We start from the raw sequence: 26459 nt of genomic DNA, 5'->3' as shown, positions 1-26459 counted from the left end.
CGCAATCCTGTGATTATCCGGATGCGGCGGGGGATGCCAAGCCACGTGCAGGGTCCAGCCCGGTTTCCAGGCCGTGCCCGGCCCGTGCCAGGTAGCGCCCGGGAGGCAACCCGAAGTGGCGGCGGAACACGGTGACGAAGGCGCTGGCGCTGCTGAAGCCCAGCGCGTGGGCGATGTCGGCCACGCTGCGGCCGTCGGTCAGCTGGCGCAGCGCCTCGGACAGGCGGGCCTGCTGCCGCCACTGGGCGAAGCTGAGCGTGGTCTCGTCGCGGAAGTGACGGGTCAGGCTGCGCGGTGACAGGCCGGCCCAATGCGCCCATTCGGCCAGGCTGCGCTCGTCTGAGGGGTCGGCCAGCAACTGCGAGGCGATCTTCAGCAGGCGTCGGTCGTGGGGCATCGGCAGGTGCATGCGCTGGCGCGGCGCGCTGCGGATCTCGTCCAGCAGCACGTCGATGATGTGCTGGCGCTCGGGCGTGGTGTCATAGCCCAGCGGCCATTCGCAGATGCGGTCGGCCAGCGCCTGTGCCAGCTTGGACAGGCCCAGCACGCAGGGGTCGGCGGGCAGGGTGGCGCAGGCCGGTGCGGCCAACGCCATGCCCCAGCCGCGCAGCGGGCCGTCGAGGGTGACCGTGTGCGGTTCCAGCGGCGGCATCCAGCCGGCCGAGCCCGGCGCCAGCGACCAGGTGCCATGCGAGGTACGGGTGGTCAGCAGGCCGCGTTCGACGCAGATCAGCTGGGCACGCTGGTGGTGGTGCCAGTCCACCTCGCGGGCCAGGCCCTGCTGGCTGTCGAAGCGGAAAGCGATGACCGGCGGGCCGTCATTGCGCTCGAACCAGTCCAGAGCGTCATCCCTGAGCAGGCGCTTGGGAACCTGAATTTCTGCCTTGTTCATCATGTCCACTGGCTGAAATGTGTCATCCATTGGCTGGATTGTACTACCGGGCCACCTGACCAGATCATTAAGGTAGGCGCCTTCACTGATCGAGCCCGCTGCTGCAACACAGCATTCGATGCCAGATCGAATATTTCCATTGAGAAATATTTTTTTTGGAAGAGAATGCTCTCCCATGATCTGTCCTGCAACCACTCCCCCCAGCTTCGGCCTGCTGCTGCGCCAGGTGCGCGACGGCCTGGTCCGCCAACTCGACGCGTCCATGGCTGAAGAAGATCTGGGCATCGGCTTCACCCACTACATCGGGTTGAAGGTGCTATCCAGCATGGCGCCGTGCACCGCCAACGAACTGGCCCAGGCCATCGACCAGGTGCCCAGCGCGGTGACCCGGCTGCTGGACAAGCTGGAGGCGCTGGGCTGCGTCCGCCGCGAGCCGCATGCGCAGGACCGGCGGGCACTGCAGATCGTACTGACCGATGAAGGCCGCGCGTTGTGGGCGCGGCTGAAGCTGCGCGGCGACGCGGTGATGGATTACGCCCTACGCGATCTTTCCGCCGATGAGCGCACGCTGCTGCTGTCTCTCCTTACCCGAATCCGCGATTCACTGACGACCCCATGAACCCGATCCCGCATTCCACTCTCCGCCGGTCCGGGCGCGCGCTGCTGGTGTCAGCGCTGGCCCTGGCCCTGGCCGCCTGCGCCAGCAGCCGTGGCCTCAACCCGCAGGGCCACGTGCTTGATGTGGACAGCCTGCACAGCGAACGCACCCTGGCCGACACCGACCTGAGCGCCGCCGGCTTCCCGGCGCAGGACTGGTGGAAGGCACTGGGCGATGCGCAGCTGGACGCGCTGGTTGCCGAGGGCCTGGCCGGTCACCCGAGCCTGGACGCCGCCGATGCGCGCCTGCGCCAGGCCCAGGCCCAGGTTGGCACCGCGCGTGCCGACGAGCTGCCCAGCCTGTCGGTGTCCGGTGGCTACACCGGCCTGCGCCTGCCCGAGTCGATGGTCGGCAGCGAGATGGGCGGCCGCTATGGCGGCAGCAGCCAGGTCGCCTTCGATTTCAGCTACGGCGTGGACCTGTGGGGCGGCAAGCGCGCCGCCTGGGAAGCCGCCGTGGATGGCGCGCATGCTGCCACCGTCGAAGCCCAGGCCGCACGCCTGAACCTGTCCACCGGCATTGCCCAGGCCTATGCCGATCTGGCTTACGCGTGGCAGCTCAACGACGTGGCCGAGGAAGAACTGACCCGCTCGCAGAAGTCGCTGCAGCTGACCCGCCAGCGCCGCAGCGCCGGCATCGACAGCGATCTGCAGGTGCGCCAGGCCGAGGCCCGCGTGCCGGCCGCGCAGCAGCAGGTACTGGCCGCGCAGCAGCGCATCGATGCCGCCCGCACCGCGCTGGCCGCACTGGTCGGCAAGGGGCCGGACCGTGGCCTGTCGATCCAGCGCCCGCAGCCGTTGAACCCGATGGCATTGCAGCTGCCGGGCGTGCTGCCCAGCGAACTGCTGGGCCGTCGCCCGGATATCGTGGCTGCGCGCTGGCGCGTGGAAGCGGCCGACAAGCAGATCAAGGTTGCCAGGACCAGGTTCTACCCGAGCTTCAACCTGACCGCGCTGGCCGGCGTGGTCGCCCCGAACGTGGGTGACCTGCTGAAGAGCAGCTCCACCTTCGCCTACATCGGCCCGGCGTTGAGCCTGCCGATCTTCGAAGGCGGCAAGCTACGCGCCAACCTGGCCAACACCGACGCGCAGTACGACCTGGCGGTGGCCAACTACAACCAGGCCGTGCTCGATGCACTGCGCGACGTCGCCGACCAGGTCAACGCGGTGCGCTCGCTGGCGCAGCAGGCGCACGCGCAGCAGCAGGCCGTGGACACCGCACGCTCGGCCTTCGACCTGGCCCAGCAGCGCTACCGCGCCGGCATCGGCAGCTACCTGGACGTGCTGACCGCGCAGTCCACCCTGCTGCAATCGCAGCAGCAGCTGGCCGGCCTGCAGTCGCAGCAGGTGCAGACCTCGGTGCGCCTGAGCAAGGCGCTGGGCGGTGGTTTCCAGCCCGCTGACGCCGACCGCGCACCGATCGCCTCCCATTCCGATTCCTCGCATTCCTGAAGACGCCCGCCATGAGCCAGACCCAAGACACCGCGGCCCCGGCCGCCCCCAACCGCCGCGGCAACCTGCTGCGCGGCCTGTTCGTGATCGTCGTGCTGCTGCTTGCCGCACTGGCGCTGTGGTACTTCATGTTCGGCCGTTGGTTCGAAGAGACCGACGATGCCTACGTGCAGGGCAACCAGGTGCAGATCACCCCGCTGGTGGCCGGTACCGTGGTCGCCATCAATGCCGATGACGGCATGCGCGTGGAGCGCGGCCAGCTGCTGGTGCAGCTGGACCCGTCCGACACGTCGGTGGCGCTGCAGCAGGCCGAAGCCAACCTGGCCAAGACCGTGCGCCAGACCCGTGGCCTGTACCGCAGCGTGGAAGGCGCGCAGGCGGACTTGAATGCCCGCCAGGTGACCCTGAAGCGCGTGCGCGACGACTTCGCCCGCCGCAAGGACCTGGCCGCCACCGGCGCCATCTCCAACGAAGAACTGGCCCACGCCCGCGACGAGCTGGCTGCGGCCGAAGCGGCCGTGGCCGGTTCGCGCGAGACCGTCGAGCGCAACCGCGCGCTGGTCGACGACACCGTGATCGCCACCCAGCCGGACGTGCAGGCCGCCGCCGCGCAGCTGCGCCAGGCCTTCCTCAACAACGCCCGCGCCGGCATCGTCGCGCCGGTCACCGGCTACGTGGCCCGTCGTTCGGTGCAGGTGGGCCAGCGCGTGCAGCCGGGCAATGCCCTGATGGCCGTGGTGCCGACCGAGCAGATGTGGGTCGAGGCCAACTTCAAGGAAACCCAGCTGCGCCACATGCGCCTGGGCCAGGAAGTGGAGCTGAAGTCGGACCTGTATGCCGGTGACGTGAAGTACAAGGGCCGCATCCAGAGCCTGGGCCTGGGCACCGGCTCGGCGTTCTCGCTGCTGCCGGCGCAGAACGCCAGCGGCAACTGGATCAAGATCGTGCAGCGCGTGCCGGTGCGCATCGCCATCGATGCCAAGCAGCTGGCCGAACACCCGCTGCGCATCGGCCTGTCGATGAAGGCCGAAGTGAGCCTGCGCGATCAGAAGGGCGAAGTGCTGCCGAGCACCCCGGCCAAGGGCACGGTGTTCGACACCGACGTGTATGCCAAGCAGCTGCATGATGCCGACGAGGTGATCCACACGATCATCCAGGGCAACCTGCCGCAGCAGGCGAAGGTGGGCTGAGGTCGCCATGTCCGCACAAGCTCCAGCCGCGCCCGGCGCTCCGGGCGCACCGGCGGCGCCAGGTGCGGCCTCCGGGTTCCTGCCGCCCAGTGTCGCCCTGTGCACCGTGGGCCTGGCGATGGCGTCGTTCATGCAGGTGCTCGACACCACCATCGCCAACGTCTCGCTGCCGACCATCGCCGGTAACCTCGGCGCCAGTTCGCAGCAGGCGACCTGGGTCATCACCTCGTTCGCGGTCAGCACGGCCATCGCGCTGCCGCTGACCGGCTGGCTCAGCCGCCGCTTCGGCGAACGCAAGCTGTTCGTCTGGGCCACGCTGGCCTTCGTCATCACCTCGCTGCTGTGCGGCCTGGCGCAGAGCATGGGCATGCTGGTGCTGTCGCGTGCGCTGCAGGGTTTCGTGGCCGGCCCGATGTACCCGATCACGCAGTCGCTGCTGGTCTCGATCTATCCGCGCGAGAAACGCGGACAGGCCTTGGCGCTGCTGGCGATGATCACGGTGGTGGCGCCCATCTGCGGTCCGATCCTCGGCGGTTGGATCACCGACAACTACAGCTGGGAATGGATCTTCCTGATCAATGTGCCACTGGGCATCTTCGCCGCGCTGGTGGTGGGCAACCAGCTGAAAGGGCGCCCGGAGCAGATCGAGAAGCCGAAGATGGACTACGTCGGCCTGATCACTCTGGTGATTGGTGTCGGTGCGCTGCAGCTGGTGCTCGATCTGGGCAACGACGAGGACTGGTTCTCGTCGATGAAGATCGTGGTGCTGGCCTGCGTGGCGGTGGTGACGCTGACCGTGTTCCTGATCTGGGAGCTGACCGACAAGGATCCGATCGTCGACCTGAAGCTGTTCCGTCATCGCAACTTCCGCGCCGGTACGCTGGCGATGGTGGTGGCCTACGCCGCGTTCTTCAGCGTGGCCCTGCTGATTCCGCAGTGGCTGCAGCGTGACATGGGCTACACCGCGATCTGGGCAGGCCTGGCGACCGCGCCGATCGGCATCCTGCCGGTGATCATGACGCCATTCGTGGGCAAGTACGCATCGCGCTTCGACATGCGCATGCTGGCCACGGTGGCCTTCATCGTGCTGTCGATGACCAGCTTCCTGCGTTCGAACTTCAACCTGCAGGTGGACTACATGCACGTGGCCGGCGTACAGCTGATCATGGGCATCGGCGTCGCGCTGTTCTTCATGCCGGTGCTGCAGATCCTGCTGTCGGACCTGGATGGTCGCGAGATCGCGGCCGGCTCCGGCCTGGCCACGTTCCTGCGAACGCTGGGCGGCAGTTTCGCGGCGTCGCTGACGACGTGGCTGTGGGCGCGGCGTACCCAGGTGCACCATGCCGACCTGACCGAGCACATCTCGGCCTATCAGCCGGGCATGCAGGACCAGGTCACCGCGATGGGGCAGGGCGACCTGCAACACGGCGCAGCGGTACTGAACAACATGATCAACCACCAGGCGTCGCAGATGGGCTTCAACGACATCTTCTTCCTGCTGGGCTGGATCTTCCTGGCGATCATCGCGTTCCTGTGGCTGGCCAAGCCGCCGTTCGGCGCAGGTGCAGGTGCGGCCGCCGGTGGCGGGCACTGACCGGTCTGCCATTCGGTAGCGCCAATGCAGAAACCCCGCCGGAAGGCGGGGTTTTTGTTTGGAGCGTTGTGCAATTCGGTAGATCCACGCCATGCGTGGATGAGCGTCGCCATCGCGTTGACATGGCAGACCCCGGAAACGAAAAAACCCGCTTTCGCGGGTTTGATCATCTTGAGTCGTGGTGCCCAGGAGAGGACTCGAACCTCCACGGTTTTACCCGCTAGTACCTGAAACTAGTGCGTCTACCAATTCCGCCACCTGGGCGACTCAGGAGATGAATTATGGGGAGCGACAGAAGATGTGTCAACAACATTTCACACTTTTTTCTGCGGCTGCACGCCGAGGTGATGCAGCAGGCTGCGCATCGCCGGTGACAGTCGCGTCCACTCGGCAAAACAGGCGCACAGGCGTCGTTGCGCCCACGCATCGGCGAGCGGTACGGCGACGGTGTGCGTGCTGCGCCGATGCTGGCGCGCAATGGTCCGTGGCACGATGCCGACGCCGATGCCGTGGCCGACCATGATGCACACGCCTTCGAAGGTCTTCATGCGGATGCGCACATCCAGGCGTCGCCCGATGTCGCGCGCCTGGTCCTCGATGTAGGTCTGCAGTGCGTTGCCATCGGCCAGGGCAACGAAGGTCTCGCCGGCAACCTCGGCGAAGGTCACGCTGCGCCGCGAGGCGAGGCGGTGATCGGCCGGCAGCAGCATCACCAGCGGGTCTTCGGCGACCACGTGCTGCTGCAGGCCGGCGGCGTCGACCGCGTCGCTGATGATGCCGGCCTCGGCCTGGCCGGCACTGATCGCGCGTACGACTTCGGGGCTGGTGCGCTCGATCAGTTCGGCATGCAGGCGCGGGCGTTCGGCCAGCCACGGTGCGAGCCGCGCGGGCAGGTAGTTGGTCAGCGCGGCGGTGTTGGCATACAGGTGCAGGGTGCCGCGCGCGCCATGCGCGAACGCCTGCATTTCGCCACGCAGCTGTGCCTGCTGCTGCAGGATCAGCCGTGCATGGTGGGCGAGGGCGGCGCCGGCCTCGGTCAGGCTGACGCCGCGTGGGTGCCGGTTCAACAGCGGGGTACCGGCATCGGCTTCGATCGTGCGCAGGCGCTCACTGGCTGAACCCAACGCCAGGTTTGCCTGTGCCGCGCCGGCGGTGATGCTGCCCGCTTCGGAGATGGCCAGGAACAGGCGCAGGTCGGCGATGTCCATCCGCATGTCGTGCCTCATTGCTGATCCGGCGCCTTCGGGTCAGCCGAAGGCTCGGCCGGGAAGACCGCATTGTGCGCCGGGCGACGGCCCGATCCAATGAAGGCATGAATGAATCGATGTACTTCTACTTGCTGCTGGTGGTGGTGTTCGTGCTGGCCGGCGTGGTCAAGGGCGTGACGGGGATGGGGCTGCCGACGGTGGCGATGGGCCTGCTCGGTGGCGCGCTGTCGCCGGTGGCGGCGGCGTCGATGCTGTTCATCCCGACCTTCGTCACCAATGCGTGGCAGCTGCTGTCCGGGCCGTCACTGGGCCACATCGTGCGGCGCCTGTGGCCGATGATGCTGGCCGTGGTGGTGGTGACGCTGGGTTCGGCAGCATTGCTGGTGCGGGTCGATCGCACCTGGTCGCGCGTGGCGTTGGGCGTGGCGCTGGTGGTCTACGCGGCGTATGCGCTGCTCGCGCCGGTGTTCCGGGTACCGCAGCGGCGCGAGCGTTGGCTGGGGCCGCTGGTGGGTGCGCTGTCCGGTGTGGTGACGGGTGCGACGGGTGTGTTCGTGATGCCGGCGGTGCCGTACCTGCAATCGCTGGGGTTGCAGCGCGAGGAGCTGGTGCAGGCGCTCGGGCTGGCGTTCACCGTGTCGACGATTTCGTTGACTACTGGCCTGGTGCTGCACGGTGCGTTCGGCATCCAGCAGCTGGGGCTGAGTGCGTTGGCGGTGCTGCCGGCGCTGCTGGGCATGTGGCTGGGCCAGGTGATCCGGCAGCGGATCAGTGCGCGCGTGTTCCGCGCCTGCTTCCTGGGGTTCCTCCTGCTGCTCGGCCTGGAGCTGGTGCTGCGGCCGTTGTTCTGATGCCGCATTCCGGGCATGAAAAAACCCGCTTTCGCGGGTTTTTCTCATTCTCGACGTGGTGCCCAGGAGAGGACTCGAACCTCCACGGTTTTACCCGCTAGTACCTGAAACTAGTGCGTCTACCAATTCCGCCACCTGGGCGTCGAGGAGCGAGATTATGGGGTGCTGTGACGGGGGTGTCAACACCTTTCGTAGATCCGGGGTCGGATCATGTTTCGCCTGCGAAAGGGGCTCTGAACCCATGGGGCTCGCGTTGGGGTCAGTGCCCTTTCCTGTGGAAAGGAATCCGACCCCGGCGCCGGATCGCAGGCAAAAAAAATCCCCGCCGAAGCGAGGAGTTTTTTCGTTGGTGCCCAGGAGAGGACTCGAACCTCCACGGTTTTACCCGCTAGTACCTGAAACTAGTGCGTCTACCAATTCCGCCACCTGGGCGTTCCAGAGGCGCAATTGTGAAGATGAATCCGCAGGCTGTCAACGACTTCCTGAATATTTTTCATGCAAGGCCTTCAAGGCGGCCGCTGACCCGTTCTGCACGCCGTCAGCGGCTACCATGTAGGGCGATGACTACCAAAAAACCAAGCAAGGGCGGGAGTACGTCCCGCAGCCAGGCCCCGAAGAAGGGCGCCAAGACGGGCGCAGCCCGCACCCCCAAGCCGGGCAAGCCGTTGCCGGGCTGGTTCCCCGAATTGAATGACGGCGGTGCACCGCCGCGAGGCCGCAAGGCCCGTAGCACCGACGCCCCGGGCCCGGCGCCGGGCCGCAAGCTGCCGCCGACCGGCAAGGTGATCGACGATCCCTATGCCGCCCGCGAAGCCGAGAAATACGAACAGCCCATCGCCAGTCGCGAGGCCATCCTGGCCCTGCTGGAGCGCTGCGAAGGGCCGCAGACTGCCGAAGAACTGGGCGCGCGCCTGGGCCTGACCGCGCCGGACCGGGCCGAAGCACTGTCGCGCCGGCTCGGCGCCATGGTCCGTGATGGCCAGCTGGTGCAGAACCGCCGGGGCGGTTTCGCTCCGATCCAGACACTGAACCTGGTCACCGGCGTGGTGATCGCCAACCCGGAAGGGTTCGGCTTCCTGCGCCCGGTCGAAGGCGGCGACGATCTGTTCCTGCCGCCGTATGAGATGCGCAAGGTGATGCACGGCGACAAGGTGCTCGCCCGTGTGACCGGTATCGATCACCGTGGCCGCCGCGAAGGCAGCATCGCCCGCGTGCTCGAACGCGGCATGACCCGCCTGATCGGCCGTTTCAGCATCGAGATGGGCATCAACTACGTGGTGCCCGACGACAAGCGCGTGCAGCGCAACGTGCAGGTGCCGCCGGACCAGACCGGTGGCGCGCGCGACGGCCAGCTGGTGGTCTGCGAACTGACCCAGGCGCCGGACAGCCGCCGTCCGCCGATCGGCCGCATCATCGCCGTGCTCGGCGACAAGCTGACCGCGTCGCTGGTGGTGGAGACCGCCATCCACGGCCACGAGCTGCCGTTCGAGTTCCCGCAGGAGGTGCTGGACGAAGCGGCCTCGGTGCCGCTGGTGGTCGAGCCGGCAATGATCGGCGACCGCGTCGACCTGCGCAGCACGCCGCTGGTCACCATCGACGGTGAGGATGCCAAGGACTTCGACGACGCGGTGTACTGCGAGCCGAATGCCGAGGGTTTCCGCCTGGTGGTGGCGATCGCCGATGTCTCGAACTACGTGCGCCCCGGCACGCCGCTGGATGAGGAAGCGCAGAAGCGCGCCACCTCGGTGTACTTCCCGGGTTTCGTGGTGCCGATGCTGCCGGAGACGCTGTCCAACGGCATCTGCTCGCTGATGCCGAAGGTCGACCGCATGTGCTTTGTCTGCGACATGCAGATCGACCGCGATGGCCTGGTCACGCATTCGCGCTTCTACGAGGCGGTGATGAACTCGCATGCGCGCCTGACCTACACCCAGGTGTGGAAGGCGGTGGGCGAGGACGATGCCGATACCAAGGCCTGGATGGGCGACCTGCTGCCGCAGGTGCAGCGCCTGCACCAGCTGTACAAGGTGCTGTCCAAGGCACGTGCCAAGCGCGGTGCCATCGAGTTCGAAAGCAGTGAAGTGCGCTTCGTGCTGGACAACCGCGGTGAAGTGACCCAGGCCGGCATGCTGGTGCGCAACGACGCGCACAAGCTGATCGAGGAATGCATGATCGCGGCCAACGTCGAGGCGGCCAGATACCTGCTGTCGCGCCATGTGCCGGCGCCGTACCGCATCCACGAGAAGCCGCCGGAAACCAAGTACGCCGACCTGCTGGAATTCCTCAAGGAGTTCAAGCTGAGCCTGCCGCCGTGGTCGAAGGTGCGCCCGGGTGACTACACCAAGCTGCTGAAGAAGATCCGCGACCGCCCCGATGCCACGCTGCTGGAATCGGTGCTGCTGCGCAGCCAGAGCCTGGCGATCTACAGCCCGGAAAATCACGGCCACTTCGGCCTGGCGCTGGAGGCGTACGCGCATTTCACCTCGCCGATCCGCCGTTACCCCGACCTGCTGGTGCACCGTGCGATCAAGCATGCGTTGTCTGGCAAGCCGCTGGACAAGTTCACCTACAACGCGCGCGAAATGGCAGCCCTGGCGCTGCAGTGTTCCGAGCGTGAGCGTCGTGCCGACGAGGCCGAGCGCGAAGTCGACGAGCGTTACCGCGCGGCGTGGATGGAAAAGCACGTGGGCGGCCAGTTCGACGGCGTGATCAGCGGCGTGACCAGCTTCGGCCTGTTCGTGGAACTGGACGAGTCCAAGGTGCAGGGCCTGGTGCATGTGACCCAGCTGCCGCAGGACTATTACAAGTTCGACGCCACCCGCAAGACGCTGACCGGCGAACGCCGTGGCAGCAGTTATCGGCTGGGTGACCGCGTGCGCATCCTGGTGCTGAAGGCCAGTATGGAAGAGCGCAAGATCGACTTCCGCCTGGTCGAGCACAAGGGCGAAGACGAGGGCGATGGCCTGCCGCCGCTGCCCGAGCGTGGCAAGCCGGCCAAGCGCGCGAAAAAGCAGTATTGAAAGGTGTGCCGACCAACGGTCGGCACCCACCTCACCCGGTAGGCACCCACCTCACCCGGTAGGCATCCACCTCACCCGGTAGGCATCCACCTCACCCGGTAGGCATCCACCTCACCCGGTAGGCATCCACCTCACCCGGTAGGTGCCAACCTCACCCGGTAGGTGCCAACCGTTGGTTGGCACGACGTTTCGGAGGAACTCACCATGCAGGGCCAACCCGAATACAGCGGCGGCTGCCAGTGCGGCGCGATCCGCTTCCAGGCGCGCGGTGCGCTGACCGACAGCTCGATCTGCCATTGCCGGATGTGCCAGAAGGCCTTCGGTGCCTATTACGCGCCGCTGGTATCCGTGCGCGGCGTGCAGTTCAGCTGGACCCGCGGCCAGCCGCGCTATTTCCAGTCGTCCAACGTGGTGCGGCGTGGCTTCTGCGCCGACTGCGGCACACCCCTGACCTACGAAGCCCCGGATGGCGTGGCCGTGGCCGCCGGCGCCTTCGACGAGCCGGAACGCCTGCCACCGACGATCCAGTACGGGGTGGAGCGCAAGCTGCCGTTCGTCGACAGCCTGTCCGGCCTGCCGGCACGACGCACCGAGGAAGACGTCGCGGCGCTGGAGTTCCTGGCCACCATCGTGTCCCACCAGCACCCCGACCACGACACCCCACACTGGCCGCCGCGCAGCCGATGACCCGCCTGTAGCGCCGAGCCCACGCTCGGCTGCCCTGGGTCCAGGCTTCAGAGGGCCGGCCGGCCGCAGCGCCCGGCCCGCCGATGCTCTACCATAGCCACCCCCTTTCCGGTCCCCGCCCGCATGAGCAAGAACAGCCAGTGGATTGTCGGCGTCAATGCCGTCGCCTCCTCCATCGAGAACGACGCCGAGAACGTCCGCGAAGTGCTGGTCGAGGCCGGTGCGAAGAACCCGCGCCTGACCGAGATCGAAGAGAACGCCCGTCGCAAGGGCATCGACGTGCGCAGGGTGAACAGCCAGGCGCTGGACGGTGTTGGCGGTTCGGTGCGCCACCAGGGCGTGGCTGCGCGCTATGCCGCCGCCCGCACCTACAGCGAGAACGAGCTGGAAGGCCTGGTCACCGCGGCCGAGGGCAAGGCCCTGCTGCTGGTGCTGGACGAAGTGCAGGACCCGCACAACCTCGGCGCCTGCCTGCGCTCGGCCGCTGCCGCCGGGGCGACCGCAGTGATCATCCCGAAGGACAAGTCGGCCACGGTCAATGCCACTGTGCGCAAGACCTCGGCCGGTGCCGCCGATCTCATCCCGGTGGTGGCGGTGACCAACCTGTCGCGCTGCCTGAAGGACCTGCAGAAGCAGGGCGTGTGGATCTACGGCCTGGCCGGTGAAGCCACCGCCTCGCTGTACCAGCTGGACCTGAAGGGCAACATCGCCCTGGTGCTGGGCGGCGAAGCCGATGGCCTGCGCCGCCTGACCCGCGAGAACTGCGATGGCCTGGTCAAGATCCCGATGCCGGGCGAGATCGAGAGCCTGAACGTCTCCGTTGCCGCCGGCGTCAGCCTGTTCGAGGCCGTGCGCCAGCGCGGTTGATCGGCAGCGCCGTGTAATCGGGGTCAGATCCCTCTCCGCTGGAGAGGGATCTGACCCCTTTTTCATGTGCCGTGTCGACCAGGGGCGACACCTACCGGGTAGTGGCAAACCTTGGTTGGCGCTCCCAAAGCCTCACCCCGCGCTGCCGCCCAGCGCCTTGAACAGGGTCACGTCGTTGTTCAGCTGGCCCTGGCGCACGCGCGCCAGCGACAGCTCGGCATCACGCCGGGTCTGCTGCGCTTCCAGCCAGGTGCGCAGGTCGGTGGCGCCCACGCGGTAGCGCACTTCCTGCGCGCGTTCCACTTCCACCGCCTCATCGTATGAAGCCTGTGAGGCGGCCACCTGGCGCATCAGCTGCTCGCGTGCCGACAGCGCGTTGTCCACTTCCGAGAGCGCGGTGTACAGCGTCTTGCGGAAGTTGGTGGCGGCGATCTGGTAGGCGGTGCCGGCGATATCGGTATCCAGCTGCGCACGCTGCAGGTTGAGGAACGGCAGCGACAGGCCGGCGCCCAGCGTGGCCACCGGGTTGCGCAGCACATCGCCCAGCGAGGTCGCGCTGGAACCGAGGCTGCCGGTCAGGCTCAGCGCCGGGTAGTACTGGGTGGCGGTGACCTTGATCGTCTTCAGGCTGTTGCGCAGGCGAAGTTCGGCCGCGCGCAGGTCGGGACGGCGGCCGAGCAGGTCGGTCGGCAGGCCTTCGCTGATACCTGGGCTGCGTGCACCCAGCAGGTCCTGTGGCTCGTCCTGCTGGGGCCAGGGCGTGCCGTCCAGCAGCACGGTCAGCGCGTTGCGCACCTCCACCCGCTGCTGCTCCAGCGCACTCTGCGAGGACCGCTGCGACTGCAGGTTCTGCAGTGCCTGGCGCACTTCCAGCCGCGATACCGCACCGGCGTCGAAGCGGGCCTGCACCAGTTCGCGGGTGCGTTCCAGCCGCTCCAGGTTGGCCTGGCCGGTGGCGATCGACTGGTTCAGGTAAGCCAGGTTCCAGTACTGGGTGATGGTGTCGCTGATCACCAGCAGGGCGGTGTTCTGCCGGTCTTCCTCGCTGGCCTCGGCTTCCCAGCGGGCGATGTCGCGCTGGGTGCGCAGGCGGCCCCACAGGTCCACTTCCCAGCCCAGCGAGACGCCGGTGGAATAGCTGCGGCGCCAGTCGTCGGCCTGGTCGGTGGCGCGGCTGGCATTGCCGCTGACGCCGGATGACGAAGGCTGCGGCCACAGCGCGTTGCTGGCCAGGCCGGCCTGCAGGCGCGAACGCTGCACGGCCAGGCCGGCGGCGGCCAGATCGCTGTTGGCGGCCAGTGCCTGCGCCACCAGGCGGTCCAGGCGTTCATCGCCGAAGCCGATCCACCAGGTGTCCTGGCGGATGTCGCGGCCGGGCGTATCCAGGCTGCTGCGCGGATCGTCGGCCGGGGCGTTGAGGGTGGCATCGCCGCGCCCGTAGCGGGCCGCCACGTCGGGATCCTGCACCGGATAGCGGCCGACCGACGCACAGCCGGACAAGGCGAGCAGTACAGCACCCGCCAGCAGCAGGCGCGGGGAAGCAGGGAAGGGCAGTCGGATCATCATCATCTTCATTCGCGGGCCAAGGCCTCCACCGGGTCGAGCTGCGCGGCATTGCGTGCGGGCAGGAAGCCGAACGCCACGCCGATCAGGGTCGAGCAGGCAAACGCGGCGACGATCGAGGCGGTGGAGAACAGCACCTGGAAGTCGCTGGCGAAGCGGCCGATCATCGAGCCCAACAGCAGCGCCAGGCCGATGCCGAGCACGCCGCCGAGCAGGCAGACCAGCACCGCTTCGATCAGGAACTGCTGGCGGATATCACTCTGCCGTGCACCGACGGCCATGCGCACCCCGATCTCGCGGGTGCGCTCGGTCACCGACACCAGCATGATGTTCATCACGCCGATGCCGCCCACCAGCAGCGCGATGGCGGCGATGGCGCCGATCAACAGGGTCATCGTGCGCGTGGTCTGCTCGATGGTCTCGCGGATCTCGGCGCTGTTGCTGAGGAAGAAGTCCTCGGTGCCATGGCGCAGAGTCAGCAGGCGGGTGATCGCTTCCTGCGCGGCATCCATCGGCGTGGCGTCGTCCACGCGCACGGTGATGCTGGACACGTGGCTCTGGCCGAGCATGCGCGACATCACCGTGGTGTAGGGCACCCATACGCTGAGGCTGGTGCTGCCGCCGAAGCCGAAACTCTGGCGCTTGGCCACGCCGACCACGCGTGCCGGCACGTTGCCGAGCAGGATCACCTGGCCGACCGGATCGACATCGGGGAAGAACTGGGTCTGGGTGTTCTCGTCGATCACCGCCACCTGGCCCAGCCCCTTCACCGCATCGGCATCGAAGAAGCTGCCGCTGAGCAGGGTCACGCCCTTGACCCGGAAGAACTGCTCGCCGACGCCACTGACCTGGGCGGTGGACGACTGGTTGCGGTAACGCGCGGTGACCGAGGTCGAAACGCTGGGGGTGGCGCTGTCCACGTAGCTCTGCTTTGCTAATGCATCGGCATCGCTGGCCTTGAGTGTCTGCACCCGTGCCGAGCGCATGTCGCCGAAACCGCGGCCGGGATAGACGTCGATCGTATTGGTGCCGAGTGCACTGATGTTCTGCAGGATCTGCTGCTGCGAGCCATTGCCCAGCGCCACCACCGAGACCACCGAGGCGATGCCGATGATGATGCCGAGCATGGTCAGGAAGGTGCGCAGCCGATGTGCGTTCATCGCCAGCAGGGCCATGCGGAATGCTTCGGTGAAGCGGTCACGGGCCGCCCGCCAGCTGTTGCCGCGGGCCACGCCGGTGCTGGCCTCGCGCTGTGCACGGTAGGTCGGCGCATTCGGGTTGGCGCGGTCGGCGATGATCTCGCCGTCGCGGATCTCGATGATGCGCTGCGCGTGCTCGGCCACGCTCATGTCGTGGGTGACGATGATGATGGTGTGGCCTTCGGCGTGCAGCTCGCCGAGGATCGCCATCACTTCCTCGCCGGATTTCGTGTCGAGCGCACCGGTCGGTTCGTCGGCCAGGATCACCTCGCCGCCGTTCATCAGGGCACGTGCGATCGACACGCGCTGCTGCTGGCCACCGGACAGCTGGCCCGGCTTGTGATGCATGCGGTCGCTCAGGCCCAGCCGCTGCAGCAGCTGCTCGGCACGCGCGTTGCGCACTGGGCCGGGGCTGCCGGCGTACACCGCCGGCACCTCCACGTTGCCGCGCGCATCCAGATCGCCCAGCAGGTGGTAGCGCTGGAAGATGAAACCAAAATGCTCGCGGCGCAGTTCGGCCAGTTCGTCCGGCTCCATCTTCCCGGTCTCGCGGCCAGCCACCTGGTAGCTGCCACGGGTGGGGCGATCGAGGCAGCCAAGGATGTTCATCAGCGTCGACTTGCCCGAGCCGGACTGGCCGACGATGGCCACCATCTCACCGGCGTGGATGTCGAGATGGACGTCGCGCAGCACGGCGATCACATCGTCGCCGGCCGGGAATTCACGTCGCAGGTCGCGCAGGCGCAGCAGCGGCGCCGTCGTGCTCATCGGCGCCCCATGCCCGGGCCGCCAACCCGCATCTGCATGCCGCCGCGGTTGCCGCCACCGGCACCGGCCGCGGCGGCGCTGGCTTCGCCGACCACCACGCGCTCGCCTTCCTTCAGCCCGGACAGGATCTCGGCGGAGGCGCCGTTGTTGATGCCCACGGTGACCTTGCGCGGCTGCGGCTGGCCCTTGTCATCCAGTACCCGCACCATGCGTTCGTCGCCACGACGCTTCGGCCCCAGTGCCACCGCCGGCACCATCAGCACGCCCTTGGCCTGCTTCAGCAGTACCGAGACCTGCGCGGTCATGTCGATGCGCAGGGTGCCATCCGGATTCTCCACGTCGAACAGCGCGTTGTAGTAGACCGCGCTGCTGGAACTGGAACTGGACGAACTGCTGGAACTGGACGAACTCTCGTTGGCGATCGAGGCCGGCGCCGGATTGATCTGGCGCAGCGTGGCGTGGTACTTGCGGTCCGGGTCGCCCAGCGTGGTGAAGTACACCGGCATGCCGGCCTTGATCTTGACCACGTCGGCTTCGGAGATCTCGGCATTGACGGTGACCACGTCCAGCCGGGCCAGCATGACGATGGTGGGCGCGGTCTGGTTGGCGTTCACGGTGCGGCCTTCCTCGGCCACCACCGCCACTACGGTGCCATCCATCGGCGCGGTGATGCGGGTATAGGCCAGGTTGGCGCGGGCGGTGCCCAGCTCGGTTTCGCGGCCCTTGATCTGCGCCTCGTAGGACTGCAGCTGGGCACGGGCGGTCTTCAGCTGCGCTTCGGCGGCATCGTATTCCTGGCGTGAGGTGGCCTCGGCAGCCAGCATCTGCTGCTGGCGCGCGAACTCCAGTTCGGCCTGGCGCAGGGTGGCCTGCTGCACGGCGCGCTGGGCGGTGACCTGGTCCAGCGAGGCCTGCGCGTTGAGCACCTGGTTCTGCTGGGTGGTGGCGTCGATCTCGGCGATCAGGTCGCCTTCCTTCACGGTGTCGCCCAGCTGCACCTTCAGCGACTTGATCTGGCCCGAGGCCTGCGCACCGACGCTGACCAGCTTGTAGGCGTCGATCACGCCGGTGGCGTCCACCGTCTGCTCGATGTCACCGCGGCTGACCGGCGAGGTGGCCACCGCCGGGGCGGCGGGCTTGCGCAGCAGCCACCAGGCGGTCGCGGCGACGATCAGGGCAAGCAGGGCGATCAGTATCAGGCGACTCCGGCGGGTCGCGGGCAGCAGGCGGAACGTCACGTCGTGGCTTCACTCTCGGGGCCGCGCGGGCGGCGTTGGTGGGCATTGTGAAGACCGGGCGATGGACGGCTCAATCCTCGGGGTATGTCTGTATGTAACACTGTCGGTGAATACGCGTATCCACAGGTATCCCGCCCATGGGTGGATACACTGGTACGCATTGCCCCGGATGCGGTTCAGCTGCCGACACGGGATGATCGCGACATGGAGACTGAAGACCCGATGCATCGACTGCTGATCGTCGACGACGACAACGACATCCGCACGCTGCTGGCCGAGCAGCTCGGCCGTGCCGGCTACCAGGTGAGCACCGCGGCCGATGGCACCGCCATGCGCCAGCTGCTGGACCGCGAGCACGTGGACCTGATCGTGCTGGACCTCAACCTGCCGCGCGAGGATGGCCTGACCCTGTGCCGTGACCTGCGCGCGCGTTCGAACACGCCGGTGATCATGCTGACCGCACGCGCCGAGCCGATTGACCGCGTGCTGGGCCTGGAAATGGGCGCCGACGACTACCTGGCCAAGCCGTTCGAGCCGCGCGAGCTGCTGGCGCGCATCCGCAACGTGCTGCGCCGAACCGAGGCGCTGCCGGCCAATCTGGAGCCGCTGGCGGTACGCCGCGCGCGCTTCTCGCGTTGGGTATTCGACCTTGAGCATCGCCACCTGGTCGATCCGGATGACCGCGTGGTGGTGCTGTCCGGTGCCGAGTTCCGCCTGCTGCGGGTGTTCATCGCCCACGCCAACAAGGTGCTGTCGCGCGAGCAGCTGGTCGCGCTCAGCAGCGGCCGCAACTACGAGGCACAGGACCGCGCGATCGACCTGCAGGTCAGCCGCCTGCGCAACAAACTGGGTGACGATGGTGGCCCGGACGGACTGATCAAGACCGTACGCAATGAAGGCTACGTGCTGGCCTCGTCGGTCAACCTGGAATAAGCCGCGATGAAGCGCCTGCGCCATTTCCTGTCCTCGATGGTCGGGCGGTTGTTCGTGATCCTGCTGCTGGGCATGGCGGTGGCTGCGATCGGTGCGACCATGCTGGCCACCTCCAAGCGCCAGCAGGAGTTCGAGCGGCAGAACCTGAACCGCATCGCCGATCGCCTGCAGGGCTACGTCAACCTGCTGGACGGCAATCCGGAGCTGCGCGAGCGCCTGCTGGCGATCGGCGGGCCGAGCGTGCGCGCGCTGCAGCCCGGAGCCCGCATCGGGCGTGCCGACACGGCGCTGATGGAAGTGCTGGAAGACCGCCCCGGACCGGTGTCGCGCGCGCATGTGCATTTCGCTTCGTTCCGCTCCTGCATTCCCAAGCTGCAGGACCTGCTGCCGCCGCCACCGCCGGGCCACCGGCGGCCGCCGCGCGAGCGCGACCCGGCGTTCATTCCGCCCAAATGCCGCGCAGTGGACGTGACCCTCAACGACGGCACGCTGCTGAAGCTGGCGCTGGACTCGCCGGCGGTGGCGCACAACGGGATCCTCGCCGTGGACCTGTGGTTCCTGACCCTGCTGGTGCTGGCAATCGCCGTGCTGGCCTACATCGTCGCGCGCATGGCCAGTGCGCCACTACAGGAACTGGCCGCGGCGGCCGAAGACCTGGGCGATGACCTGCAGCGCGACCCGTTGCCACTGCGCGGGCCGCGCGAAGTGCAGCGCGCCGCTGAAGCCTTCAACGCCATGCAGCACCGCCTGCAGCGGCACCTGGCCGAACGCACGCAGATGTTGGCGGCGATCACCCACGACCTGCAGACGCCGCTGACCCGGTTGCGCCTGCGCCTGGAGAATGTCAGCGACGACGCCCTGCGTGAGCGCCTGATCGGCGACCTGGCGGCGATGCAGGCGCTGGTGCGCGAGGGCCTGGAACTGGCGCGCAGTGCCGAGAGTGCCGAGCAGCGCGCCGCACTCGACCTGGATTCGCTGTTGGAGAGCATTGTCGAGGACACCGCCGAAGGCGGCGCCGACGTGGTGTTCGAAGGCGGCAGTGGTTCGGTACTGATGCTGCGGCCATTGGCGATGCATCGCCTGTTCTCGAACCTGGTGGACAACGCGGTGATGTATGCGCAGCGGGCGCGGGTACGGGTCGAGCGCAGCGGCGGTGCGATCACCGTGGTGGTGGCCGATGACGGCCCCGGCCTGGCCGAGGAGCAGCTGGAGGCGGTGTTCGATCCGTTCGTGCGGGTGGAAACCTCGCGTTCGCGCCAGACCGGCGGGGCCGGCCTGGGCCTGACCATCGCCCGCGCCCTCGCCGAGAAGGACGGGGCCCGGCTGTGGCTGCGCAACCGGGCCGAGGGTGGCCTGGAGGCGGTGGTGCAGTGGCCGGCCAGTGCGCAGGTGGTGGCGCCCGGCCGCGCCGGCTGAGCCGGCGGGCTGCGAGCGGTGACGCCGGGGCCGGGGTTTGGCCTATCATCTGCACATCTCCCCAGTCTCCCCCCGATGAGCCAGCCCGTTCCCGCCGGCATGCCATTGCACGCTGCCCGGCTGTTCCCGCACGCTGCCGCATCCTGCAGCCGCACCTGGCCGCCGCCGCTGCGGTGATGAGCGGGCAGGGGGACGAGAGGCGCTGGGTGGAGCGCCGCGCATCAGGATTCAGGCGGGCACTGCGGCAGGGCCTGTTGTGGCTGCTGCTGGCCCTCGCGCTGCCGTTGGCTGCACAGGAAGGCGCGCCCCCGCTGCGCGACTACGCCATCGATGTATGGACCTCGCGCAACGGCCTGCCGCACAACTCGCTGCGCGACATCGCACAGACGCCGGAAGGCCATCTGTGGTTCGCCACCTGGGAAGGGCTGGTGCGCTACAACGGCCTGGACTTCACCGTGTTCGACCGCAGCACGCGCCCGGGCCTGCGCGACAACGGCATCGGCGCACTGTTCGTCGACCGCCAGGGCGGGCTGTGGATCAGCGATTCGCGCGGCAACGTCAGCCACCGCGGCAGCGACGGCCAATGGCGGGTCTGGGAGCACCAGGCCGGTACACCGCAGGTGCTGATCCAGTCCATGCAGATGGACAGCCAGGGCCGGCTGTGGCTGCTGTACGAAGGCAAGGGCATCGGCTATCTGACGCCGGATGCCGGCATCGTCTACCAGGCGCCGGCGGCGGACCTGCCGATGGCGATGAGCTTCACCAAGCTGGTGGTCGATGCACAGGACCGGGTCTGGGTCGGCACGCTCGACGGGCTGGTGCTGCGCGACAACGACGGCGTGCTCAAGCGCGCGCCCGCCGCATGGGGGCTGGGCGCCGGCAGCGGCCTGTCGTGGCCGTACCGGGCACCGGATGGCGCGCTGTGGATCGTCGCCGGCGAGCGCCTGTACCGGGTGGAGGACGACCAGCTGGTGCTGGTGCACCGCCTGCCGGGCCAGCTGCACATGACCGCGATGCTGCAGGACCGGCATGGCGACCTGTGGCTGGGTACCGAGAATCAGGGCCTGCTGCGCATCTCCGCGCATGGCCTGGAGCGGCTGCCGGCCGGCCTGAACCTGCCGGGCGGACGCGTGGTCAGCCTGCGCGAGGATGCCGAAGGCAGCATCTGGGTGGGGGCCAATGGTGGCCTGTACCGCCTGCGCGAAACGTTGTTCAGCAGCTACATCGAGCGCGATGGGCTCAGTGGCGACTACGTGCGCACGGTGTTCGAGGATCGCGACCGCCAGCTGTGGGTCGGCAGCGCCAGCGGCCTTGACCTGCAGACCAGCGATGGCCGTTTCCGCGCGGTACCGCTGCACAACCGCGGCGGCAAGGCGCCCTCGGTACTGAGCCTGGCACAGGGGCCGGACGGTGACCTGTGGGTGGGAACCTTCGGCGATGGCGTTTACCGGCTGGGCCACGACGGGCGCCTGCGCCACAACTATGCGGCGGCTGACGGCATGCCGGGCGGCAACATCCGTGCAATCAGCGTTGACCCGCAGGGCGTGGTCTGGGCCGGCACGCAGAGGGGCGTGGTGCGCATCGACGGCGACCGGGTGCAGGTCTCGAACGTGCCGGGCATGCCCGGCGGCCTGATTACCGCGCTCGAGCATGACCATCAGGGCAACCTGTGGATCGGCACCATCGAAGGCATCCGCGTGCTGCGCGGCGACCACGTGCAGTCGATCGACCTGGCCCCGCTGGGCGGCGGCCGCAGCGTGTTCGGCTTCCACCAGCTGGGCGATGCGATGTGGATCAGCAGTGATCGTGGCCTGTACCGCTGGCGCAACGGCGCGCTGGCGCGGGTCGGCCTGGAGCAGGGGATGCCGGTGGACGCGGTGTTCCAGCTGGTGCCGGACCGCCTTGGCAATGTCTGGATCAGCAGCAACCGTGGCGTGCTGCGCACCGACATGGGCACCCTCAATGCGGTGGCCGATGGCCGCACGCCGCGGGTGGTGGTGGAGCGCTACAACGAGATCGACGGCATGGCCAATGCACAGGCCAACGGCAGCTCCAGCCCATCGGCGATCCTGCGCCAGGACGGCACGTTCTGGGTGGTCACCGCCGGAGGCCTGAGCACGGTCGATCCGCAGCGCCTGCAGCGCTTCCGCGAGCGGCCATCGCCGCCGGCGGCGATCGAGAGCGTGCAGGTGGATGGTGCGCCGGTGCACTGGGAGGGACCGGATCGCAACTACATTCCCGGTGGCCGCCGGCTGGCGGTGAGCTATGTCGGCCTGAGCTACCTGATGTCCGACCGGATCCGCTACCGCACGCGGCTGGATGGCCTCGATGCTGGCTGGGTCGAGCGTGGCCCGCAGCGCAGCGTCGAGTTCGTCGGCCTGCCGCCGGGCGATTACACCCTGCACGTGGCGGCCGCACATCCGGGTGGCGCCTGGGGCCAGCAGGAAGCCGTATGGAGCTTCACCGTGGAGCCTTTCTGGTGGCAGCGCCGCAGCGTGCAGGTGCTTGCCGGGCTGTTGCTGCTGGCCGGGCTGGTGGCGTTGTACCGGCTGCTGCTGCAGCAGCTGAAGGCCAGCAACCTGCGCCTGGCGCGGCGGGTGGACGAAGCGACCTTCGACCTGCAGGCCAAGACCGTGCACCTGCAGGCGCTGAACCAGGAAAAGACCGAACTCGCCGAGCGCCTGGCGCGCCAGGCCGAAGCCTTCGAGCGGCAGGCCCGCGAGGATGCCCTGACCGGCCTGGCCAACCGCCGCGGCTTCGACGAAACGCTTGCGCGTGATTTCGCCCGTTCGCAGCGCAGTGGTCATCCGCTGTGCCTGGTGGTGCTGGACATCGACCACTTCAAGGACGTCAACGACCGCCACAGCCACAGCATCGGCGATGCGGTGCTGGTACAGGTGGCGACGTTGATCGCTGCGGCCTGCCGCGACTCCGACCTGCCGGCGCGCACCGGCGGCGAAGAGTTCGCGCTGCTGCTCAACGACACTCGCCTGGAGGAAGCCGCGCAGCTGTGCGCGCGCCTGCGTGGCCTGTTCCATGACCATCCCGACTGGGCAGAAGTGCCGGGCCTGCGCGTGACCTTCAGCGCGGGCCTGGTGGAGCTGGATGCCGACGACCGCACCCCGGCGTTGCTGTACCAGCGCGCCGACCGCGCGCTGTACCGCGCCAAGAGCGATGGCCGGGATCGCACGAGCATTGGTTGAACCAGTGCAAAGCACCCACGCATGGCGTGGATCTACGGGTGTTGCCGTACCAACGGTCGGCACCCACCAGAGCAGTGACCCACCACAGAGATGATCGGCAGCTCCCAACGAGCGCAGCGACCCGCTGTTGCTCCCGCTTTTTCTGATCTTTCCGTGGCGCTCGCTGGAAACTGTCCGTGGCCGGGCGGGTGGGCTGCGCAGGGGCGTGAGCCGCATGGATGCGGCGACCGAGCTTACAGGGACGTACTTGCAGCGTCCCCTGCGCAGTCCACCCGCCCGGCCCTACCAGGAATCGCTGTCAGCCCGCCACGAGGGGCTCCGCCGTTGGCTGCCTTACCGCGGCCAGGCATTGGCGATGGTGCAGAACAGCCGCGCGGTCTGTTCGGTGTCATACACCGCACTGTGTGCCTCGTTGGCATCCCAGCCCAGCCCGGCGGCCGTCGCTGCACGCGCCAGCACGGTCTGCCCGTAGGCGATGCCGGCCAGGGTCACCGTGTCGAACACGCTGAACGGATGGAACGGGTTGCGCTTGTGGCCGGTGCGGGCCACTGCGGCGTTGACGAAGCCGAGATCGAAATGGGCGTTGTGGCCGACCAGGATCGCGCGCTGGCAGCCGTACTTCTTCATCGCCGCACGCACCGGAGTGAAGATGTGGTCCAGCGCCGCTTTTTCTTCCTTGGCCAGCCGGAACGGGTGGTCGAGGATGATGCCGGTCACCTCCAGCGACTTCGGGTCGATCTCCAGGCCCTCGGCCGGGACCACGTGGGCACTGGCGGTCTGGCCGGGGTAGAGCAGCCCGTTCTCGTCCATCTCGATCGGCACCGCAGCGATTTCCAGCAGCGCGTTGCGCTGGCTGTCGAAGCCGCCGGTTTCCACATCCACCACCACCGGCAGGAAGCCGCGGAAGCGTTGTGACATCGCGCGCTGCGCCTGGGGGACTGCGGAATCGGGAGCGGCGGCAGGTGCGGGGGTGGGGTCAGTCATGCGTGAATTCTAGCAGAGCGATCCTGAGCGCCCGGCTGGCCCGTGGCGCACGGGTGGTAGAACCCGGTAGCTGCCAACCTTGGTTGGCACGGTGCGCGTCGACCAAGGTCGGCATCTACCGAACCGCTGGCCGCGCAGGTGTGGCCGAGGGAGACCACCGGGCCAACCACGCGTCCACGCTCAGCTTGCCGGCGCCGGTGAAGATCAGCGGCAGCAGCATGGCCATGAACAGCACCGGCAGCTTGAAGTTGCCGAAGCCCTGGTCGCTGATCGCATAGCCCATGGCCAGGTCGGCCAGCGAGTTCCACTCCATCGGCCAATGCACCGCATAGGTGGCCACCACGGTCAGCACCAGCAGGCTGGCGGCGGCGAAACGGGTGCCGAACCCGAACAGCAGGCAGGCCGCCCCGACCAGTTCGAACCAGGTCGCCAGTTGCCAGTTCAGGGCGGCCGGCAACTGGTCGAACGGGAATGGAAAGGCGTCCTGCAGGTCGGCGAACCAGTTCTGGCCGCGCAGCTTCTCGCGGCCGGATTCGAAGAATTCCCAGGCCAGCAGCAGGCGCAGGCCGAGCGGGGCCAACCAGGGGGCGAGACGGTCCAGCTGGCCGCGCGCGGCGGCCAGGGTCGGAAGGTTCATCAGGGGATCTCCGCGAAGGGGGTGTCAGGGCGGGGCTGTGAGCGGACCGATCACGCCGGCCTGCAGGAATTGCCGCAGCAGCGCGGCACCGGGGTCGGCCAGCGCGTCTTCGGCCAGGCCATGCGTGCTGGCGAGTTGGTGCAGGTAGGCACGACCTTCCAGCCCAGGCTGTTCACCGATGCTGGACAGCAGGTACACCGCCAACGGGCTGAGCGCGGCGAATCGCACGTCACCGTCGGCTTCGCGGCGGACCAGCAGGCCGGTGGGTTCGGGTGGCGGCTGGGTCGGTGCATCCTCTGCGCCGAGGCGGTGCACCGGCCATTGGTACAGCAGCGGCCATGCCAGCGGCGAACGCTGCAGCGGCACCTGCAACGGGTCGATGTCGCGCGGCGGCGGAAGCGGCTCGGCCTGCAATTGATACAGCGCGGTTTCCACCCACTCGTAGTGCGCCAGCTCGGCCAGCGCCGGGTGCGGCAGCTGAGGCTGTGCCTGCAGCCACTGCACGAACTCGGCGGCCAGTTCGGTGAACAGGGGGGTCTGGCAGCGATGGGTGGCGAAGTAGTGGCGCACCAGCGCGCTCCAGGCCGGTTCGCCCAGCAGGCGAACGCAGACCGGGAAACCATTGCTCAGGAGCCCGAGCAGGTTGTTGAACAGCAGGTGCTGGTATACCGCCAAACGGCGTGGATCCAGGCCGGCTGGCGCAGGCACCGACTGCGGGTCGCGCAGATGCGCGGTGAATGCGAGCTGCTGCGCGCGCAGGGTATCGGCGGCATCAGCCATGTGCAGCCCCGGCATGCGTGGCCTGCAGGCGGCGGATGGTCTGCAGCTCGCCCTGCAGTTCTGCATAGGGCGGAAAATTGAAGTCGCGTTCGAGCAGGGTCGGGCGCGCGCCGATGCGCGCATAGGTCCGTGCCAGAAGCGCCCAGACCGGATCGATGACCGCACTGCCGTGGGTATCGATCTTCAGGTCCGGTGCTTCGTCCAGGTGCCCGGCCACGTGCAGGCAGACGATGCGCTGTGCGGGCAGCCCGGCGATGAAGCTGTCGGCGTCGTAGCCGTGGTTGCAGGCGTTGACGTAGACGTTGTTGACGTCCAGCAGCAGGTCGCAGCCGGCTTCGGCGAGCACCGCATTGGTAAAGGCCAGTTCGTCCATGGCCGGTTCCGGCGCCAGGTAGTAGGAGACATTCTCCACCGCGATGCGGCGACCGAGCAGGTCCTGCACGCGGGCGATGCGAGCCGCGGTATGGCGCACGGCTTCGTCGGTGAAGGGAATCGGCAGCAGGTCGTACAGGTGGCCGTCGTCGCTGCAGTAGCTCAGGTGCTCGCTGTACAGCGGGACGCGGTGCTTCTCGAGGAACCGGCCGACCTGCTCCAGCAGCTGCGTATCCAGTGGCGCACTGCCGCCCAGCGACAGCGACAGGCCGTGGCAGCTCAGCGGATGGCGGTGTGCCAGTTCGGCCAGCGCATCACCGGCAGGCCCGCCGACATGGATCCAGTTCTCCGGCGCGCATTCCAGGAAGTCGAAGTCGCCTGCCGGGGCGTCACGCAGATCCTGCAGCAGCGCCCGGCGCAGGCCCAACCCGGCGGCCGCCGCGCGAAGCGGCGACCGCGGGTGGACGACGCTGGCGCGGACGTCAGTGCTTGCCACCGCACTTGCCTTCGCCGCACTTGCCTTCCGCCGACTTCTTGTCGCCGGCCTTGGCCTTGGCACCTGCTGCACCGGCGGCCTTGCCCTTGTCGGCACCGCACTTGCCTTCGCCGCTCTTGCCATCGGCACCACACTTGCCTTCGGCGTGCTTGCTCGCGTCGGCGGCCATCTTGGTATCGGCGGCCTTGGCATCGGTGCTGGCCTTGGCTGCCTGGCCGGCCACCAGGTAGCCCTGGGCGAGGTCGCTCATGCTCAGCGCCGAGGCGCTGGCGGTCATGCCCAGGCCGGCGGCCAGGGCGGTAGCGGTCAGCAGGGACAGGGTCTTGTTGGAACTGCTCATCGGTCTTACTCCTGGGTGGTGGGCAGGTGCCCGGGGTGAATCGATGGTGCAGCGATCCTACTCAACGAATCCTCGCCAAGAACTCAAATTTTCGTGAGATTTGTTACAGAAG

The 26459-nt window shown here is 68.1% G+C and carries 20 protein-coding genes, 3 tRNA genes and 1 pseudogene; 11 read left to right on the top strand and 13 right to left on the bottom strand.

What is annotated here, in order from left to right; genetic code table 11:
- Window positions 1-13: 13 nt before the first annotated feature.
- A complete protein-coding gene (locus BKE09_RS04215) occupies window positions 14-895 on the bottom strand; it encodes a helix-turn-helix transcriptional regulator (RefSeq protein WP_170871761.1) in 882 nt (293 codons plus the stop codon).
- A gap of 172 nt (window positions 896-1067) precedes the next feature.
- Between BKE09_RS04215 and emrR the strand changes: the two genes are divergently transcribed.
- Genes emrR through emrB form a run of 4 tightly spaced genes read left to right on the top strand, consistent with a single transcriptional unit; the run spans window position 1068 to window position 5785 of the window.
- Complete coding sequence (gene emrR, locus BKE09_RS04210) at window positions 1068-1511, top strand: multidrug efflux system transcriptional regulator EmrR (protein WP_014036527.1); 444 nt, start codon at window positions 1068-1070, stop codon at window positions 1509-1511.
- On the top strand, window positions 1508-3001 hold the full coding sequence (emrC, locus tag BKE09_RS04205) for a multidrug efflux transporter outer membrane subunit EmrC (protein WP_075674910.1): 1494 nt from the start codon (window positions 1508-1510) through the stop codon (window positions 2999-3001). The genes emrR and emrC overlap by 4 nt, the downstream gene beginning before the upstream one ends.
- Window positions 3002-3012: 11 nt before the next feature.
- Entirely contained in the window at window positions 3013-4191 is a 1179-nt protein-coding gene (emrA, locus tag BKE09_RS04200; protein WP_014036529.1) for a multidrug efflux MFS transporter periplasmic adaptor subunit EmrA, read from the top strand.
- A gap of 7 nt (window positions 4192-4198) precedes the next feature.
- Window positions 4199-5785, top strand: coding sequence for a multidrug efflux MFS transporter permease subunit EmrB (gene emrB, locus BKE09_RS04195; RefSeq protein WP_014036530.1), 1587 nt, complete (start codon window positions 4199-4201; stop codon window positions 5783-5785).
- 179 nt (window positions 5786-5964) lie between these two features.
- Here emrB and BKE09_RS04190 read toward each other — a convergent pair.
- Together BKE09_RS04190 and BKE09_RS04185 are read right to left on the bottom strand one after the other, a co-directional pair.
- Window positions 5965-6049, bottom strand: a tRNA-Leu gene (locus BKE09_RS04190).
- Window positions 6050-6099: 50 nt separating this feature from the next.
- Window positions 6100-6999: a LysR family transcriptional regulator gene (locus BKE09_RS04185; RefSeq protein ID WP_075674909.1), complete on the bottom strand. Its 900-nt coding sequence runs from the start codon at window positions 6997-6999 to the stop codon at window positions 6100-6102.
- Between the two features lie 98 nt (window positions 7000-7097).
- Here BKE09_RS04185 and BKE09_RS04180 point away from each other — a divergent pair, with 98 nt between their 5' ends.
- Window positions 7098-7844, top strand: a complete 747-nt coding sequence (locus tag BKE09_RS04180; RefSeq protein ID WP_075674908.1) for a sulfite exporter TauE/SafE family protein — start codon at window positions 7098-7100, stop codon at window positions 7842-7844.
- 56 nt (window positions 7845-7900) lie between these two features.
- Here the strand turns inward: BKE09_RS04180 and BKE09_RS04175 are convergent.
- Both BKE09_RS04175 and BKE09_RS04170 read right to left on the bottom strand, forming a co-directional pair.
- A tRNA-Leu gene (locus BKE09_RS04175) sits at window positions 7901-7985 on the bottom strand.
- Between the two features lie 206 nt (window positions 7986-8191).
- Window positions 8192-8276: transfer RNA gene (locus BKE09_RS04170), tRNA-Leu, on the bottom strand.
- A gap of 359 nt (window positions 8277-8635) precedes the next feature.
- On the opposite strand from BKE09_RS04170, the pseudogene rnr reads away from it, so the two are divergent.
- The 3 genes and pseudogenes from rnr to rlmB form a co-directional block, all read left to right on the top strand.
- Window positions 8636-10864 (top strand): annotated as a pseudogene (gene rnr / locus BKE09_RS04165) (ribonuclease R); the annotation flags it as partial.
- Between the two features lie 204 nt (window positions 10865-11068).
- Window positions 11069-11551: a GFA family protein gene (locus BKE09_RS04160; protein WP_075674906.1), complete on the top strand. Its 483-nt coding sequence runs from the start codon at window positions 11069-11071 to the stop codon at window positions 11549-11551.
- 123 nt (window positions 11552-11674) lie between these two features.
- On the top strand, window positions 11675-12418 hold the full coding sequence (gene rlmB / locus BKE09_RS04155; protein ID WP_075674905.1) for a 23S rRNA (guanosine(2251)-2'-O)-methyltransferase RlmB: 744 nt from the start codon (window positions 11675-11677) through the stop codon (window positions 12416-12418).
- Window positions 12419-12550: 132 nt separating this feature from the next.
- Here the strand turns inward: rlmB and BKE09_RS04150 are convergent, their stop codons facing one another.
- The 3 genes from BKE09_RS04150 to BKE09_RS04140 are packed head-to-tail and all read right to left on the bottom strand — an operon-like array spanning window position 12551 to window position 17186.
- Window positions 12551-13993 carry a TolC family protein gene (locus BKE09_RS04150; RefSeq protein ID WP_075674904.1) on the bottom strand — a complete coding sequence of 481 codons (1443 nt, stop codon included), beginning with the start codon at window positions 13991-13993 and terminating at the stop codon, window positions 12551-12553.
- Window positions 13990-15948, bottom strand: coding sequence for a MacB family efflux pump subunit (locus BKE09_RS04145; RefSeq protein ID WP_075674903.1), 1959 nt, complete (start codon window positions 15946-15948; stop codon window positions 13990-13992). The genes BKE09_RS04150 and BKE09_RS04145 overlap by 4 nt, the downstream gene beginning before the upstream one ends.
- Window positions 15945-17186 (bottom strand): efflux RND transporter periplasmic adaptor subunit, encoded by a 1242-nt coding sequence (locus BKE09_RS04140; RefSeq protein WP_075674902.1) that lies wholly within the window; start codon window positions 17184-17186, stop codon window positions 15945-15947. Before BKE09_RS04140 ends, BKE09_RS04145 begins: the two co-directional genes overlap by 4 nt.
- Before the next feature lie 204 nt (window positions 17187-17390).
- Here BKE09_RS04140 and BKE09_RS04135 point away from each other — a divergent pair, with 204 nt between their 5' ends.
- The 3 genes from BKE09_RS04135 to BKE09_RS04125 all read left to right on the top strand — a co-directional run bounded on the left by BKE09_RS04135 (window position 17391) and on the right by BKE09_RS04125 (window position 22738).
- Window positions 17391-18119, top strand: coding sequence for a response regulator (locus tag BKE09_RS04135; protein WP_075674901.1), 729 nt, complete (start codon window positions 17391-17393; stop codon window positions 18117-18119).
- Window positions 18120-18125: 6 nt separating this feature from the next.
- Window positions 18126-19535, top strand: coding sequence for an ATP-binding protein (locus BKE09_RS04130; protein ID WP_075674900.1), 1410 nt, complete (start codon window positions 18126-18128; stop codon window positions 19533-19535).
- Between the two features lie 176 nt (window positions 19536-19711).
- Window positions 19712-22738, top strand: coding sequence for a ligand-binding sensor domain-containing diguanylate cyclase (locus BKE09_RS04125; RefSeq protein ID WP_075674899.1), 3027 nt, complete (start codon window positions 19712-19714; stop codon window positions 22736-22738).
- A 333-nt stretch (window positions 22739-23071) separates the two neighbouring features.
- On the opposite strand, the gene rnt is transcribed toward BKE09_RS04125, so the two are convergent.
- From rnt to BKE09_RS04100, 5 genes are all read right to left on the bottom strand, one after another.
- The gene (rnt, locus tag BKE09_RS04120; RefSeq protein ID WP_005408782.1) at window positions 23072-23656 is read right to left on the bottom strand and encodes a ribonuclease T; all 585 of its coding nucleotides are present in this window, start codon (window positions 23654-23656) and stop codon (window positions 23072-23074) included.
- A 181-nt stretch (window positions 23657-23837) separates the two neighbouring features.
- On the bottom strand, window positions 23838-24359 hold the full coding sequence (locus BKE09_RS04115) for a DoxX family protein (RefSeq protein WP_049446192.1): 522 nt from the start codon (window positions 24357-24359) through the stop codon (window positions 23838-23840).
- 24 nt (window positions 24360-24383) lie between these two features.
- Window positions 24384-25139, bottom strand: coding sequence for a putative DNA-binding domain-containing protein (locus BKE09_RS04110; protein WP_075676566.1), 756 nt, complete (start codon window positions 25137-25139; stop codon window positions 24384-24386).
- Entirely contained in the window at window positions 25132-26007 is an 876-nt protein-coding gene (locus tag BKE09_RS04105) for a DUF692 domain-containing protein (protein ID WP_075674898.1), read from the bottom strand. Before BKE09_RS04105 ends, BKE09_RS04110 begins: the two co-directional genes overlap by 8 nt.
- Entirely contained in the window at window positions 25994-26347 is a 354-nt protein-coding gene (locus BKE09_RS04100; protein WP_075674897.1) for a hypothetical protein, read from the bottom strand. The genes BKE09_RS04105 and BKE09_RS04100 overlap by 14 nt, the downstream gene beginning before the upstream one ends.
- Between the last annotated feature and the right edge of the window lie 112 nt (window positions 26348-26459).

This window comes from Stenotrophomonas sp. TD3, assembly GCF_001939825.1.
Classification (GTDB): domain Bacteria; phylum Pseudomonadota; class Gammaproteobacteria; order Xanthomonadales; family Xanthomonadaceae; genus Stenotrophomonas.
This window is presented reverse-complemented; position numbering and strand designations above follow the sequence as displayed.

What these genes read in the sequence shown, in the direction of transcription:
- BKE09_RS04215 (WP_170871761.1), bottom strand. Translation starts at nt 895, where the DNA reads ATGATGAACAAGGCAGAAATTCAGGTTCCCAAGCGCCTGCTCAGGGAT.
- emrR (WP_014036527.1), top strand. Translation starts at nt 1,068, where the DNA reads ATGATCTGTCCTGCAACCACTCCCCCCAGCTTCGGCCTGCTGCTGCGC.
- emrC (WP_075674910.1), top strand. Translation starts at nt 1,508, where the DNA reads ATGAACCCGATCCCGCATTCCACTCTCCGCCGGTCCGGGCGCGCGCTG.
- emrA (WP_014036529.1), top strand. Translation starts at nt 3,013, where the DNA reads ATGAGCCAGACCCAAGACACCGCGGCCCCGGCCGCCCCCAACCGCCGC.
- emrB (WP_014036530.1), top strand. Translation starts at nt 4,199, where the DNA reads ATGTCCGCACAAGCTCCAGCCGCGCCCGGCGCTCCGGGCGCACCGGCG.
- BKE09_RS04185 (WP_075674909.1), bottom strand. Translation starts at nt 6,999, where the DNA reads ATGCGGATGGACATCGCCGACCTGCGCCTGTTCCTGGCCATCTCCGAA.
- BKE09_RS04180 (WP_075674908.1), top strand. Translation starts at nt 7,098, where the DNA reads ATGAATGAATCGATGTACTTCTACTTGCTGCTGGTGGTGGTGTTCGTG.
- BKE09_RS04160 (WP_075674906.1), top strand. Translation starts at nt 11,069, where the DNA reads ATGCAGGGCCAACCCGAATACAGCGGCGGCTGCCAGTGCGGCGCGATC.
- rlmB (WP_075674905.1), top strand. Translation starts at nt 11,675, where the DNA reads ATGAGCAAGAACAGCCAGTGGATTGTCGGCGTCAATGCCGTCGCCTCC.
- BKE09_RS04150 (WP_075674904.1), bottom strand. Translation starts at nt 13,993, where the DNA reads ATGAAGATGATGATGATCCGACTGCCCTTCCCTGCTTCCCCGCGCCTG.
- BKE09_RS04145 (WP_075674903.1), bottom strand. Translation starts at nt 15,948, where the DNA reads ATGAGCACGACGGCGCCGCTGCTGCGCCTGCGCGACCTGCGACGTGAA.
- BKE09_RS04135 (WP_075674901.1), top strand. Translation starts at nt 17,391, where the DNA reads ATGGAGACTGAAGACCCGATGCATCGACTGCTGATCGTCGACGACGAC.
- BKE09_RS04130 (WP_075674900.1), top strand. Translation starts at nt 18,126, where the DNA reads ATGAAGCGCCTGCGCCATTTCCTGTCCTCGATGGTCGGGCGGTTGTTC.
- BKE09_RS04125 (WP_075674899.1), top strand. Translation starts at nt 19,712, where the DNA reads ATGAGCGGGCAGGGGGACGAGAGGCGCTGGGTGGAGCGCCGCGCATCA.
- rnt (WP_005408782.1), bottom strand. Translation starts at nt 23,656, where the DNA reads ATGTCACAACGCTTCCGCGGCTTCCTGCCGGTGGTGGTGGATGTGGAA.
- BKE09_RS04115 (WP_049446192.1), bottom strand. Translation starts at nt 24,359, where the DNA reads ATGAACCTTCCGACCCTGGCCGCCGCGCGCGGCCAGCTGGACCGTCTC.
- BKE09_RS04110 (WP_075676566.1), bottom strand. Translation starts at nt 25,139, where the DNA reads ATGGCTGATGCCGCCGATACCCTGCGCGCGCAGCAGCTCGCATTCACC.
- BKE09_RS04100 (WP_075674897.1), bottom strand. Translation starts at nt 26,347, where the DNA reads ATGAGCAGTTCCAACAAGACCCTGTCCCTGCTGACCGCTACCGCCCTG.